17 protein-coding genes are annotated in these 13,776 nt (G+C 33.0%); all 17 read left to right on the forward strand.

Annotation, left to right across the window (positions count from 1 at the left end):
* Positions 1–55 precede the first annotated feature (55 nt).
* Positions 56–1,156, forward strand: coding sequence for a GTPase ObgE (gene obgE, locus HOG88_RS08690; RefSeq protein WP_295005258.1), 1,101 nt, complete (start codon positions 56–58; stop codon positions 1,154–1,156).
* 5 nt (positions 1,157–1,161) lie between these two features.
* Positions 1,162–1,920 (forward strand): glutamate 5-kinase, encoded by a 759-nt coding sequence (gene proB / locus HOG88_RS08695; protein WP_295005260.1) that lies wholly within the window; start codon positions 1,162–1,164, stop codon positions 1,918–1,920.
* 1 nt (position 1,921) lies between these two features.
* A complete protein-coding gene (fmt, locus tag HOG88_RS08700) occupies positions 1,922–2,830 on the forward strand; it encodes a methionyl-tRNA formyltransferase (protein WP_295005262.1) in 909 nt (302 codons plus the stop codon).
* A complete protein-coding gene (locus tag HOG88_RS08705; protein WP_295005264.1) occupies positions 2,811–3,446 on the forward strand; it encodes a biotin--[acetyl-CoA-carboxylase] ligase in 636 nt (211 codons plus the stop codon). The genes fmt and HOG88_RS08705 overlap by 20 nt, the downstream gene beginning before the upstream one ends.
* Entirely contained in the window at positions 3,443–4,225 is a 783-nt protein-coding gene (locus HOG88_RS08710; RefSeq protein ID WP_295005266.1) for a ParA family protein, read from the forward strand. Before HOG88_RS08705 ends, HOG88_RS08710 begins: the two co-directional genes overlap by 4 nt.
* Positions 4,225–5,067 carry a ParB/RepB/Spo0J family partition protein gene (locus tag HOG88_RS08715; RefSeq protein WP_295005267.1) on the forward strand — a complete coding sequence of 281 codons (843 nt, stop codon included), beginning with the start codon at positions 4,225–4,227 and terminating at the stop codon, positions 5,065–5,067. The genes HOG88_RS08710 and HOG88_RS08715 overlap by 1 nt, the downstream gene beginning before the upstream one ends.
* A gap of 82 nt (positions 5,068–5,149) precedes the next feature.
* Positions 5,150–5,572 (forward strand): FoF1 ATP synthase subunit B', encoded by a 423-nt coding sequence (locus HOG88_RS08720; protein ID WP_295005268.1) that lies wholly within the window; start codon positions 5,150–5,152, stop codon positions 5,570–5,572.
* A gap of 9 nt (positions 5,573–5,581) precedes the next feature.
* The gene (locus HOG88_RS08725) at positions 5,582–6,094 is read left to right on the forward strand and encodes a F0F1 ATP synthase subunit B (protein WP_295005270.1); all 513 of its coding nucleotides are present in this window, start codon (positions 5,582–5,584) and stop codon (positions 6,092–6,094) included.
* Positions 6,095–6,628 (forward strand): F0F1 ATP synthase subunit delta, encoded by a 534-nt coding sequence (locus tag HOG88_RS08730; RefSeq protein ID WP_295005272.1) that lies wholly within the window; start codon positions 6,095–6,097, stop codon positions 6,626–6,628. It abuts the gene before it with no gap.
* A gap of 21 nt (positions 6,629–6,649) precedes the next feature.
* On the forward strand, positions 6,650–8,167 hold the full coding sequence (gene atpA / locus HOG88_RS08735; RefSeq protein WP_295005274.1) for a F0F1 ATP synthase subunit alpha: 1,518 nt from the start codon (positions 6,650–6,652) through the stop codon (positions 8,165–8,167).
* 11 nt (positions 8,168–8,178) lie between these two features.
* Positions 8,179–9,069 (forward strand): ATP synthase F1 subunit gamma, encoded by an 891-nt coding sequence (gene atpG / locus HOG88_RS08740; RefSeq protein ID WP_295005276.1) that lies wholly within the window; start codon positions 8,179–8,181, stop codon positions 9,067–9,069.
* 11 nt (positions 9,070–9,080) lie between these two features.
* Positions 9,081–10,475: a F0F1 ATP synthase subunit beta gene (atpD, locus tag HOG88_RS08745; RefSeq protein WP_295005278.1), complete on the forward strand. Its 1,395-nt coding sequence runs from the start codon at positions 9,081–9,083 to the stop codon at positions 10,473–10,475.
* A gap of 25 nt (positions 10,476–10,500) precedes the next feature.
* Positions 10,501–10,893 carry an ATP synthase F1 subunit epsilon gene (gene atpC, locus HOG88_RS08750; RefSeq protein ID WP_295005280.1) on the forward strand — a complete coding sequence of 131 codons (393 nt, stop codon included), beginning with the start codon at positions 10,501–10,503 and terminating at the stop codon, positions 10,891–10,893.
* A 3-nt stretch (positions 10,894–10,896) separates the two neighbouring features.
* Complete coding sequence (locus HOG88_RS08755) at positions 10,897–11,463, forward strand: MotA/TolQ/ExbB proton channel family protein (protein ID WP_295005282.1); 567 nt, start codon at positions 10,897–10,899, stop codon at positions 11,461–11,463.
* A 2-nt stretch (positions 11,464–11,465) separates the two neighbouring features.
* Positions 11,466–11,858 carry a biopolymer transporter ExbD gene (locus tag HOG88_RS08760; RefSeq protein WP_295005284.1) on the forward strand — a complete coding sequence of 131 codons (393 nt, stop codon included), beginning with the start codon at positions 11,466–11,468 and terminating at the stop codon, positions 11,856–11,858.
* Positions 11,859–11,967: 109 nt separating this feature from the next.
* Positions 11,968–12,528 (forward strand): TonB C-terminal domain-containing protein, encoded by a 561-nt coding sequence (locus tag HOG88_RS08765; protein ID WP_295005286.1) that lies wholly within the window; start codon positions 11,968–11,970, stop codon positions 12,526–12,528.
* The gene (gene tolB, locus HOG88_RS08770; protein ID WP_295005288.1) at positions 12,525–13,775 is read left to right on the forward strand and encodes a Tol-Pal system protein TolB; all 1,251 of its coding nucleotides are present in this window, start codon (positions 12,525–12,527) and stop codon (positions 13,773–13,775) included. The genes HOG88_RS08765 and tolB overlap by 4 nt, the downstream gene beginning before the upstream one ends.
* Position 13,776: the final 1 nt, after the last annotated feature.

The following is a 13,776-nucleotide window of genomic DNA, read 5'->3' on the forward strand; positions in this document are numbered from 1 at the left end:
TTAGTTTTAATACAATAAAGTATCTCTTATTAACATAGATACTCAAGGAGCACATTTGTTTACAGATAGCGTCGAATTAACAGTAAGTTCAGGTAAAGGTGGACAAGGGTGTGTCGCATTTCGTCGTGAGAAGTTTGTACTCAATGGTGGTCCAAATGGTGGGGATGGTGGCAAAGGTGGTGATATCCATTTTAAATGTGATAATAATACACACACTCTCTCTCACTTTCAAAGAAAGATGCACATTAAAGCAGATGGTGGAAAGCCAGGAGAAGGCTCAAACTGTACTGGAAGATCAGGCTCTAAAACAGTAGTTATTGTTCCGCCTGGAACACAAATTATTGATAATGACACTGGTGATATTCTCTTTGATATGACAACAGATGGTCAAGAAGAGAAATTTCTTCAAGGTGGAAAAGGTGGACTCGGAAATACTCACTTTAAGTCACCAACAAATCAAAGACCTACTTATTCACAACCAGGTGAAAAGGGTGAAACAAGAGCTATAAAGCTTGACCTTAAACTTATAGCGGACATAGGACTTGTTGGTTTTCCAAATGTTGGAAAGTCTACACTTATTTCAACTGTGTCAAACGCAAGACCAGAAATAGCGAACTATGAGTTTACAACACTGACTCCAAAGCTTGGCCAAGTAAATATTGGGGATTATGAGTCGTTTGTAATGGCAGATATTCCTGGAATTATTGGTGGTGCTCACGAAGGCAAAGGTTTAGGAATTCAATTTTTACGTCATATTGAACGTACGAAAATACTTTTATATATGGTGGATTTAGGAAACTATAGAGAGCTGAAAGAGCAGATAGAAGTTCTAAAAGATGAGATAGCTTCATTCTCTGAAATTTTAGGTGAGAGTAAATTTGCAATAGCATTAACTCGTTCAGATGTTGTCCCACCTGATGAGTTGAATGCTCAGGTTAATGATTTTATAGAGATGCTTGGTCTTAAAGCGACTTATGAAAATGAGTTTGAATTTGATTCTAAAATACCTTTTTATATTCAAAAAAGTGCATCAGATGAATTAGGTTTTGATAAAACTCAGCCATATTTGATTGCACCAATATCTTCAGCGACTCATAAAAATATAGATGCACTTAAGCATGCTCTATTTAATTTAGTTCTGACTGATAGAAAGTAGTAAACTTGCGAATTGTAGTTAAAGTTGGTAGTGCAGTTTTAACTCAAAGTGGAGTTCTGGCTCTAGATAGAATGCAATCACTTGTAGAGTATTTAGTAGAGCTAAAAAAAGAGAATGAAGTAATAATTGTATCATCAGGTGCTGTGTCAGCAGGATATACTAAATTAAAGCTCGACAGAAGTATTCTTCATAACAAACAAGCCTTAGCCTCTTTGGGACAGCCAATCCTAATGAGAGAATATACTAAAAAATTTGAAAAACAAGATCTTTTATGTGCACAAGTTTTAGTAACTGCGGCAAATCTCAATAAAATTGATGATGTACAAAGAATTAAAAACACAGTTGAAGTACTTCTTGGTAATGGAATAATCCCTATAGTTAATGAGAATGATGCGACAGCAACAGATGAGTTAGAAGTTGGAGATAATGACCAACTTTCAGGATATATTACCGCACATATAAATGCAGACCTCCTTATAATCCTTTCAGATATAGATGCCTACTATGATATGGATCCAAGAAAACATAAAAATGCAAAAGTTTTAAAAGTTGTTCATTCAATTAGTGATGAGGAACTGAGTAAAAATGCAACACCTCATGATGTTTTTGCAACTGGTGGAATAGTAACAAAGTTAAAAGCGGCAGCATATCTGCAGAAATTAAATATTGATATGTTTTTAGCAAGTGGTTTTAACCTAGATGATGTCAAAAGCTATACACTAAATGCGACACATTGTGGTGGCACACTCTTTACAAAGGCTTAATATGAATATTATTTTTATGGGTACACCAGATTATGCTGAGAAGATTTTACTAAGATTGATTGAAGAACCAAATATTAATGTAGTTGGTGTTTATACACAGCCAGATAAACCGGTTGGACGAAAAAAAGTTATGTCGTCCCCTGCAGTTAAAGTTTTAGCACAAGCACATGATATTAATGTTTATCAACCAAATCGCCTTCGTGATGATGAAGTCGTAGTTGAACTTTTAAAAATTGAGTGTGATTACATTGTTGTAGCAGCTTATGGACAGATACTTCCTAGTAAAATATTAGACCATGCACCATGTATCAACCTCCATGCATCTATACTCCCTCAGTATCGTGGGGCAAGTCCAATTCAGCAGACTCTCTTAAATGATGATAGAGAAACTGGTGTTACAGCAATGCTAATGGAAGAAGGTTTAGATACTGGTGATGTTTTAAAAATAATGAAAATTGCTGTCGATAAAGACATGATGGTTTCTCCTCTTTTTGATGACTTAACTGGGGTTGCAACAGATTTAACAGTTGATGTTTTAGAAAACTTTTCTTCATATACTCCTCAGAAACAAGATGAGCACAAGGCAACACACTGTAAAAAGATTACAAAATCTGATGGAGAAGTGACATTTGATAATGCAAATATTATTTATAATAAATATCGTGCATTTACTCCATGGCCTGGAATTTATTTAAAAAGTGGATTGAAATTAAAACAGATTATTTTGGAAGACAAAGTATCTCACAACAGAATAGCTAAAATCATCTCTATAGATACAGACAGTATTGTTATTTCTTGTGAAACAGGAAGCTTAAGAATTTTCAGTGTGCAACCTCAGTCTAAAAAAGAGATGGATGTACTATCTTATATAAATGGGAAAAGACTAAATCTTGAAGACACTTTTCTTTAAAAGCCTCCCATCAACACAGACATACCTTAAGAATTTACTTAAACAAGATAAAACAATAACGAGCATTGCTGTTGTTGCAGGTATTCAAACTGCAGGCATTGGAAGTCGTGATAATTCCTGGAATTCAATAGAAGGAAATCTTTTTTTATCTTTTAGTATGAAAATTTCTGATTTACCAAAAGATTTAAAAATAGAATCTGCTTCTATTTATTTTTCTTATCTTTTAAAAGAGACCTTATCCGAACTAGGATCTAAGGTTTTAGTAAAATGGCCAAATGATCTGTACTTGAGAGATAAAAAAATTGCTGGAATGATTACCAATATAGTTGATGATAGACTTGTATGTGGAGTAGGTGTAAACTTGGTAAGTTCACCTACTGGCTTTGGACATGTAGATATTGAAATAAGGAAAGAAATTCTCTTGAAAAATTATTTTAAAAATATCGCTAAAAAAGTTTTATGGAAGCAAGTATTTAGTAAATATAAGTTAGAATACTACACAAATAAAAATTTATATACACATGTTAACGGTGCTAAAATTCATTTGAATAATACAGAACTTCAAGATGATGGAAGTTTAAAGATAAATGGTGAGAGGATATATAGTTTAAGATGAGCGAAGTAATAGTAATTGCAAATCAGAAAGGTGGTGTAGGTAAAACTACAACAGCTGTTAATCTAGCCGCATCATTAGCAGTAGCTGAGAAAAAAGTGCTGTTAATAGACTCGGATCCACAGGCCAATGCTACTACCTCTTTGGGGTTTCACAGGAATGATTATGAGTTCAATATTTATCATGTTCTTATAGGAACAAAAAAGTTAAAAGATATTATATTAAAGTCAGATTTACATACTCTGCACCTTGCACCTTCGAACATAGGTCTTGTAGGGATAGAAAAAGAGTACTACGACACAGATAAAGCGAAAGGGCGAGAACTAGTTCTTAAGCGTGCTATTGCGAATGTCAAAAAAGATTATGATTATATTATTATTGATTCCCCACCAGCGTTAGGGCCAATGACTATTAATGCTCTTTGTGCTTCTAATTCTGTGGTAATACCAATTCAGTGTGAATTTTTTGCTCTAGAGGGTTTAGCTCAACTTTTAAACACTGTGAAATTAGTAAGAAAATCAATAAACCCTAAACTAAGTATTAAAGGCTTTGTGCCAACTATGTTTAGTGCACAAAATAACCTTTCCAAACAAGTTTTTGCAGATTTAAAACAACACTTTAAAGGGAAGCTTTTTAAAGATGACGATGATGAGTACATAGTAGTTCCAAGAAATGTAAAACTAGCAGAGGCTCCATCTTTTGGTAAACCAGCTATTCTTTATGATGTTAAATCGAGTGGTTCTATCGCTTACCAAAATTTAGCAAAAGCGATAATGAGATAATGAAAAGTCAAAAATTAGGACGTGGATTAGATGCTCTTTTAGGGGAGATGGGTGAAGCTTATGAAAATGAGAGCACACAGCATGATACAGTAATCGAAATATCAGTTAAAGATATTCGAGCTAATCCTTTCCAACCTAGAAAAACTTTTAACGAAGATGCTCTTCTTGAGTTAGCAGAATCAATTAAAAATGATGGACTTATACAGCCTATCGTTGTGACGGAAGATATAGATGGATATGTAATTATTGCAGGTGAGCGAAGATTTCGTGCTACAAAAATTGCAAAAATAAAAGCAATACGTGCAATAGTTTTAAATTCTGATGAACAAAAAATGCGTCAATATGCACTTGTTGAAAATATTCAACGCGAAGAATTAAATTCTATTGAACTAGCAGAAGCTTACGGCGAGCTTATTAAAATACATAATATTACTCATGATGAGCTAGCATCTAAAATTCATAAGAGTAGAACACATATTACTAATACTTTAAGACTTTTACAACTTTCCATAAAAACACAAAAAGCACTTTTAGAGAAAAAAATTACAGCTGGACATGCTAAAGTGCTAGTTGGATTAGATGATGAAAATCAACATTTAATAGTAAATTCAATTATTGGACAAAAACTTAGTGTAAGAGAAGTTGAATCGATGATTAAAAGTATGAAAACAAGCGAAGAAGTTTGTAGACCAAGAAAAGAAGAAATTAGATATGACTTTATTCTTTTAAAAGAGAAACTCACTAAACTTGGTTTAAATACAAAAATATCAAAAAAAAGCTTAACATTAGAGTTTTCATCTCAAGATGAGATAGAAGATTTTATGGCACTTATTAAACAATAAACAATAAAATTTATTTTTTTTTCTACTTTAACTATCCTTTCAATTTAATCATAGTATAATCTCGAAACTTTTAGGAGGTGCTATGTTAGATATAAATCCAATACTACTTTTGGCTACATTTGTCGTATTTGTTTCTCTTATAGCCGTTTTAAATAGTTGGCTTTATAACCCATTATTTAGTTTTATGAATAATCGTAATGATGATATCAAAAGAGACCTCGATAGAGTAGGTTCTAATGATGATGAAATCAATGCGCTTAACGCACAAGCTGAAGAAATAGTTATGAATGCTAAACTAGAAGCTGCGGCCCTAAGGGAAAAAGTTATTACGGATGCTAAGGAATTAGCTGATAGTAAATTAGAAGCAAAGCGTGCTGAGCTTGCAAAAGAGTATTTAGAATTTGAGCAATCACTTTATAAATCCAAAGAAGAGTTGACTACTGACTTAATGTCACAAGTTCCGGTGTTTAAAGAAGCTGTTAAAGCTAAATTTAGTCAAATATAAGGGTGTAATGTGAGTAGAATTCTATTATTAATCATAATGATATCAACTTATGCACTTGCATCTGAAGCTGTGCATGGTGAAACAGATATAGTTCAAAGAACTGTAAACTTTTTACTTTTTGCTGGGCTTGTTTGGTATTTAGTTGGGGAACCTGCAAAAGCTTATTTTGCATCAAGAAGTCAGGGAATATCTGGTGAATTAAAAAAGGTTCAAGAGAAACTCGAAGAGTCAATTACTTTAAAAAAAGATGCACTTGTAAAAATATCTGATGCTGAGAAATTTGCTAGAAATTTACTTGTATCATCTAAAAAAGAAAATAAAGTAATTAATGACAAAATCATGAATCAGTGCGATACAGACTTAGAGATTATTTCTACACAAAGTGTATCTTTCAAAGAGTTTGAAGAGAGAAAAATGGTTCGTAGTGTTGTTGAAGATGTTCTGAATGAGACATTAGTCCAAAGTTCAGAAAGTTTCGATAAACAAGCAATGGTGAATGTTATCTTGAAAAAGGTCGCTTAGATGGAAGAACTTATCGCAAAAAAGTATATAAAAGCTTTAACAGATGACTTTGATATTGAATCTATTCAAAATAGTGCAGATATTTTTTCTGTGTTAGCAGATTCATTTACTGATGAAAAATTTAAAAGTATTATTATTAGCCCACTTGTGAGCAGTAGTGATAAAGAAAGTATTTTATTAGATGCTATTAAATCAGCTTCATCAGACAAAATAAATAATTTTATCAAACTTTTGGTTGAAAATAAACGTCTTGATATTATTCCTGCAATTGCAAAAGAGTTAAAAAAAGATATTGCAAATTCTACTAAAACTTATACTGGTATCATTTATAGTGATAGTGATATTGAGTTAAAAGTTTTAGAGGAATTAAGTCATGGTTTAAGTGCAAAGTTTAATTCTACAATAACATTATTATTTGTTAAAAATGATTTTAATGGTATTAAAGTAGAAGTAACTGGACTTGGAATAGAAATTAGTTTTTGTAAAGATAGAATCGATAGTCAAATAATAGAACATATAATTAAAGCAATTTAACTTGATAAGAGGAGAACAATAGTGGTAGCAAAAATTCAAGCTGATGAGATCAGCTCAATAATTAAAGAACGTATTGACAACTTTGAACTAAGTGTTGATATTAACGAAACAGGTAAAATTGTTTCTTATGCTGATGGTGTTGCACAAGTTTACGGACTAAGCAATGTTATGGCTGGTGAAATGGTAGAGTTCGAAGACGGTACACAAGGTTTAGTAATGAACCTTGAAGAAAGTAAAGTAGGTGTTGTTATACTTGGTGCTGGTACTGGACTTCGTGAAGGTGTGAGTGTTAAGCGTCTTGGAAAACTTTTACGTGTTCCAGTTGGTGATGCACTACTTGGTCGTGTTGTAAATGCACTAGGTGAGCCAATCGATGGTAGAGGTCCAATAGAAACAACAGAAACTCGTTTTGTTGAAGAAAAAGCACCTGGAATTATGGATAGAAAATCTGTACATGAGCCTTTATCAACTGGTATTAAAGCAATTGATGCTCTAGTTCCAATTGGTCGTGGTCAACGTGAGCTTATCATTGGTGATAGACAAACTGGTAAAACAACAGTTGCTCTAGATGCTATCATTAATCAAAAAGGTAATGGCGTTGTTTGTATTTATGTTGCCATTGGTCAAAAAGAATCTACAGTAGCACAAATTGTTCGTCGTTTAGAAGAACATGGTGCTTTAGAATATACAATTATTGTATCTGCAACTGCTGCTGAAGCTGCTGCACTTCAATTTTTAGCTCCATATACTGGCGTTACTATGGGAGAATACTTCCGTGATAGTGCCAGACATGGTCTAATCGTATATGACGACTTATCTAAGCATGCGGTTGCATACCGTGAAATGTCACTTATTCTTCGTCGTCCTCCAGGTCGTGAAGCATACCCAGGTGATGTTTTCTATGTTCACTCTCGTTTACTTGAGCGTGCTGCTAAAATGTCTGATGAAAATGGAGCCGGTTCTTTAACTGCTCTTCCTATTATTGAAACACAAGAAGGTGATGTTGCGGCATATATTCCAACTAATGTTATTTCAATTACAGATGGTCAGATTTTCCTTGAAACTGACTTATTTAACTCTGGTGTTCGTCCAGCAATTAATGTAGGTCTTTCAGTTTCTCGTGTTGGTGGTGCTGCTCAAATTAAAGCTACTAAGCAAGTTGCTGGTACTTTAAGACTTGATCTTGCACAATATCGTGAGCTTCAAGCATTTGCACAGTTTGCATCTGATCTTGATGTTACATCTCGTAATCAACTAGAGCGTGGTCAGAGAATGGTAGAGGTTCTTAAACAGGGACCATTTTCTCCACTTTCAGCTGAAAAACAAGTTGTAATTATATTTGCTGGTAATACAGGTTTCTTAGATGATATGGATTCTTCAAACGTAGTGCGTTTCGAAGCTGAAATGTATCCATTCCTTGAAGCATCATATCCACAAATCTTTGAGAATATTAGAAGTACTTCTAAGGTTGATGATGATACAAAATCATTACTTATGAAAGCTCTTGAAGAATTCAAAGCTAGCTTTATTGCTAACTAAGGAATACTAAAATGGCAAACCTAAAAGATATTCAAAGACAGATAAAGAGTGTTTCAAATACTCAGAAGACTACAGGAGCGATGAAACTTGTATCGACTGCAAAGCTACGCCGTGCAGAAGAATTAGCAAAACGTTCTCGTCTTTATGCTCAAAAAATGAATCAGGTGATTGCCGAAATAGCTGGACGTATAGAATGTAATAAAATTGGTGGAATTGAAAATTGTTGTTTTCAAAAGAATGATAATCCAACAATGGTAGACATTATTTTTGTTACTGCTGATAAAGGTTTATGTGGAGGTTTTAATATTCAAACAATTAAAGCTGTTAATAAACTTTTAAAAGAGTATAAAGAACAAAATGTAAAAGTACGTTTACGTGGAATCGGTAAGAAAGGTGTAGAATTTTTTAAATATAACGAAGTTGAACTGTTTGATGCTGTTATTGATTTAAGTTCTAAACCAGATAAAGCAAGATCTGATGAATTTATTAAAACTTCTGTAGAAGATTTTAAAGAAGGCAGAACAGAAGCTCTTCATATAGTTTACAATGGTTATAAAAATATGATAACTCAAGAGTTACATGTTAATAAGATATTACCAATCGATACAGATGGTTTTGATTGTGATGATGTTCAACACAGTTCTATGTTAGATGTTGAAGCTGAAAATGAAGAAAAAATGCTTGATGCTTTAGTAACTAGGTATGTTGACTATAACATGTATTATGCATTAATAGATTCTCTTGCTGCAGAGCACTCTGCTCGCATGCAAGCGATGGATACTGCAACAAATAATGCAAAAGATATGGTTAAGTCACTTAAAGTAAAATTTAACAAAGCTAGACAAGCTGCAATTACCACCGAATTGATAGAAATAATTAGTGGTGTTGAGTCTATGAAATAATGGAGAATAATATGATTGGAAAAATTAGCCAGGTAATGGGCCCGGTTGTTGATGTTGATTTCGATGGTTACCTTCCAGTAATTAACGAAGCAATTGAAGTTAAAGTAAGTTTAGAAGGTACTAAACACCGTTTAGTACTGGAAGTTGCAGCTCACTTAGGTGATGGCCGTGTAAGAACAATCGCTATGGATATGAGTGAAGGTCTTGTTCGTGGAATGGCTGCTACAGCTACTGGTTCTCCGATTAAAGTTCCAGTTGGAGATAAAGTGCTTGGTCGTATTTTTAACGTAATTGGTGAGACGATTGACGGTGGAGATCAGATTACTGATTCTGAAGCTTGGTCAATTCACCGTGCTCCACCACCACTAGTAGATCAGTCTACTACTACTGAAATGTTTGAAACAGGTATCAAAGTTGTTGATTTACTTGCGCCTTACGCTAAGGGTGGAAAAGTTGGACTATTTGGTGGTGCTGGTGTTGGTAAAACAGTTATTATCATGGAACTTATTCATAATGTTGCTCATGGTCATGATGGTTTATCAGTTTTCGCTGGTGTTGGTGAAAGAACTCGTGAAGGTAATGACCTTTACTACGAGATGAAAGATTCTAATGTACTTGATAAAGTTGCACTGTGCTACGGTCAAATGTCAGAGCCTCCAGGTGCACGTAACCGTATTGCACTTACTGGTCTTACAATGGCTGAGTACTTTAGAGATGAGAAAAAGCTAGACGTTCTTATGTTCGTTGATAATATTTTCCGTTTTGCACAATCTGGTTCAGAAATGTCTGCACTTCTTGGTCGTATTCCATCAGCTGTTGGTTACCAACCAACTCTTGCTCGTGAAATGGGTGCATTACAAGATAGAATTACATCAACTAAAGATGGTTCAATTACTTCTGTTCAAGCGGTATATGTACCTGCAGATGATTTAACTGACCCGGCTCCAGCTTCTGTTTTTGCTCACTTAGATGCAACTACAGTTCTTAACCGTAAAATTGCTGAAAAAGGTATCTATCCTGCAGTTGATCCATTAGATTCAACTTCAAGATTACTTGATCCACAAATTTTAGGTGAAGATCATTACAATGTTGCTCGTGGTGTACAAACTACACTTCAAAAATATAAAGACCTTCAAGATATTATTGCGATTCTTGGTATGGATGAGCTTAGTGAAGATGACAAAAATGTTGTTTTACGTGCTCGTAAAATTGAGAAATTTCTTTCTCAGCCTTTCTTTGTTGCGGAAGTATTTACAGGTGCTCCTGGTAAATATGTTAAACTTGAAGATACTATTGCAGGTTTTAAAGGTATTTTAGCTGGTGAGTATGATGATATGAGTGAAAACTCTTTCTACATGGTTGGTAGTATGGAAGAAGCTAAAGCTAAAGAAGCAAAAAACAAATAAGCATTATGCTTATTAAAGGACTATAATGGATACATTAAAACTTGAAATCCTAACTCCTAATGGTGAAATCTTCAATGGTGAAGCTCTTAGTGTAGTTCTTCCTGGTGAAGAGGGAGAGTTCGGAGTACTTGCTGGACATGCATCACTTACAACACTTTTAACAAGTGGTGTAGTTGATGTTGAAAAAAAAGACAAATCAGTTGAAGCTATTGTAATTAGCTGGGGTGTTGTACAAGTAGATGAAGAAAAAGTTATAATTTTAGTAGAAGGTGCAGCTCCAATTCGTGGTAATAACGAAGCAGAAATTGCACAGGCTCTTGATGATGCGAAGAAACTAATTAAAGATGTTGCTGACTCTAGTGCAGCAATCGCTGTTGTTTCATCAAAAATAGAATCAGCAGCTCAAAGACTACTATAATATATGTTAAACAGTTTAATTGATTTTTATCTTAAAAGCCATCCTGTGACTATAGGTGTATTGATTCTTTTATCAGTATACTTTATAGTCTTAAACTGGGTATTTTTTTATAGATACTTTTCTATTAATAACTGGCTCACTTCTGAAAGTAATTCGTTAGAATCGTTATTAATGGGTTCAACTACAGTTAATGAAGACTCTTTTTTAAATAATTTTATAAAAACAAGTAATGTTATTTCAAAAGAAGTACTTGGTCTAGGAATGATTGCTGCTACAAAAGAGGCTACTAAAGGCCTATCTATACTTTCTATATTTGCTTCTACAACACCTTTTATTGGTCTTTTTGGTACAGTTGTTTCTATTTTAGATACATTTTCTCATATTGGGCAAACTAGTGGAAGTATGTCTGTTATTTCTAGTGGTGTTTCTGATGCTCTTGTGGCAACAGCTGCTGGTATATTTGTAGCGATTTTTGCTTATACATATCATCAAGTTTTAAAAAGAAAATCTTTTGAACTTATATCATATCTTCAGATGCAAAGTGATGCAATAATAGCTCGAAAGGTGTAACTATGTTATATGATTGGGATGAAAAACCAGAACTAAACATTACTCCTCTCGTAGATGTGATGCTAGTTTTACTAGCTATACTCATGGTTATTGCTCCAAATATAGTTTATGAAGAAAATATTAAACTTCCTCAGGGTTCAGTCTCAAAACAACTCTCTAAAATTTCACCTGTACATATAGTGATAGATAAAAATTCAAATGTCAAGCTAAATGGAAACCAAGAACTGATGAATGCATTTATGGATAACTTCTCTAGCTATGCACAAGATTTAGATAAAAAAGCGACAGTTCTTATAAGTGCAGACAGAAGTCTAGACTATGGAATTGTTATGTCCGTTTTAGCAGCTGTAAAACAGGCTGGTTTTATAGAAGTATCATTAGCAACAAATGGATAATAACAGTAATTTTTACTTCAGTGGATTTCTCTCATTTTCATTTTTTTTCATTTTCATTTTAATTTTTTCATTATTATTTAGTAAAGAAGTAATCCCTAAGACGTTCGCTTTGAAAAAAGCTAACTTTATCTCTGTTTCTTTAAGTAGTATAGATCTCAAAAAGAGTAGTTATACTCCTCAAGTCGAAGTAAAATCTCCTAAAGTTAAAAAGAAAAATGTTGATATAAATAATTTATTTAATGATGTTTGGACTCCTAAAATAAAAAAAACTGAGCAAAAAAATATTCAAAAAAATTCAAGACGACTTTTGGAGATTCAGAAGAAGATTAAAACAAAAAACAGTAATACTGTTAAAGCAAGAGATAAAGCTAAAAAAAATAATTCAACTGCTGATGAAGTAAATGAATATAATGCTAAAATTCAAGCAATTATTCATCAATACTTTAGTGTTCCTCCTAATTCACAAGGATATAGAGCAAAGAGTGTTATTACAATAAGTGCCATTGGCAAGGTTATTGATTTCAGGATTTTGACCCACTCTGGACATGAAGAGTTTGATAATGAAGTTGATAAAATTAAAAGTAGAATTATAGATGTTATTTTTCCATTGAGCCCTGAAAAAATAACAACAAGAACTATCATTTTACTTATATCTGAGGAAGAAACTTGAAAATACTATTTTTAATACTTATGTTATTTGGACTCTTATTTGGTGGTGATGCTACTATTGAGGTTATTAAGAAAGTTGATGTACTACCATCTTTAGCAGTGGAAGATGCATCTATAAGTTATGATGACTCTTTTAAGTTGAAGTTTTTTAAATCAATTATTGCAGATTTGAATGTACTATCAATTTTTAATGTTGATAGATTTTATCGAGAAACACATTACAACAATACAAATGTTGTAGCTTCCAATAGAAATAAAAAGTATGTACTTAGATACAAAATGTTTGAAGATGATGGCGGAGCTTTAAATGTGCACATTAAACTCTTGAAAAATAATGAAATTGAGTTTTCTAAAAACTACAAAATAAGTCGACAAAGTATTTATATGTTTATCTCGCATGCGATAGCTTTTGATATAAATGAGTTTATGGGTGCTTCCTCTGTAGAATGGATGAAAAGAAAAGTTATATTTTCTCGTATTGTAGGTCCAAAAAAAAGTGAGATTATTATATCTGACTATACTTTAGCTTATCAGAGGGTTATTTTAAAAGGTGGATTTAATATTTTTCCAAAATGGGCTAATAAGTCACAAACAGCTTTTTACTATACAGCATTAGACCCTAAAGTTCCCACACTTAAGCATTTAGACATAAAAACATTAAAAATAAAGAGTGTCATTACATCTGATGGAATTATGATTTGTTCAGATGTTAGTCCAAATGGAATTACATTGCTTTTAACTATGGCAAAAAAAGGACAACCAGATATATATTCGTATAATATAAAAACAAAAAAGTATATACGCGAGACTACCTATGGTGGAATTGATGTAAATGCTCAATTTATGAATAAAGATACTATTGTTTTTATATCTTCGCGACTTGGATATCCAAATGTTTTTTCAAAAAAACTAAATACCAATGAGATAGAGCAAATGGTTTATTATGGAACAAGTAACTCAGCTTGTAGTTCGAATGGAGAATATATAGTTTACAAAGCACGTGAAAGTTCAAATGCATATGATATAAATACATTTAATCTTCATCTGATTTCAACTAAAACAGACTTTATTAGAAGATTAACAGCTACGGGGGTAAATGAATTTCCAAGATTTTCTAAAGATGGGGATGCAATACTTTTCATTAAGAATTATAAGGGACAGAGTGCAATCGGAATAATAAGGGTCAATCATAATAAAAACTATCTTTTCCCACTTAAATATGGAAAAGTTCAGTCAATGGACTGGTAGC

The organism is Sulfurimonas sp., assembly GCF_018698455.1.
Classification (GTDB): domain Bacteria; phylum Campylobacterota; class Campylobacteria; order Campylobacterales; family Sulfurimonadaceae; genus Sulfurimonas.

Bases quoted from the DNA above. Each gene is read 5' to 3' on its own strand.
- fmt (WP_295005262.1), top strand. From the start codon at position 1,922: ATGAATATTATTTTTATGGGTACACCAGATTATGCTGAGAAGATTTTA.
- HOG88_RS08710 (WP_295005266.1), top strand. From the start codon at position 3,443: ATGAGCGAAGTAATAGTAATTGCAAATCAGAAAGGTGGTGTAGGTAAA.
- HOG88_RS08715 (WP_295005267.1), top strand. From the start codon at position 4,225: ATGAAAAGTCAAAAATTAGGACGTGGATTAGATGCTCTTTTAGGGGAG.
- HOG88_RS08720 (WP_295005268.1), top strand. From the start codon at position 5,150: ATGTTAGATATAAATCCAATACTACTTTTGGCTACATTTGTCGTATTT.
- HOG88_RS08730 (WP_295005272.1), top strand. From the start codon at position 6,095: ATGGAAGAACTTATCGCAAAAAAGTATATAAAAGCTTTAACAGATGAC.
- atpG (WP_295005276.1), top strand. From the start codon at position 8,179: ATGGCAAACCTAAAAGATATTCAAAGACAGATAAAGAGTGTTTCAAAT.
- atpD (WP_295005278.1), top strand. From the start codon at position 9,081: ATGATTGGAAAAATTAGCCAGGTAATGGGCCCGGTTGTTGATGTTGAT.
- atpC (WP_295005280.1), top strand. From the start codon at position 10,501: ATGGATACATTAAAACTTGAAATCCTAACTCCTAATGGTGAAATCTTC.
- HOG88_RS08755 (WP_295005282.1), top strand. From the start codon at position 10,897: ATGTTAAACAGTTTAATTGATTTTTATCTTAAAAGCCATCCTGTGACT.
- HOG88_RS08760 (WP_295005284.1), top strand. From the start codon at position 11,466: ATGTTATATGATTGGGATGAAAAACCAGAACTAAACATTACTCCTCTC.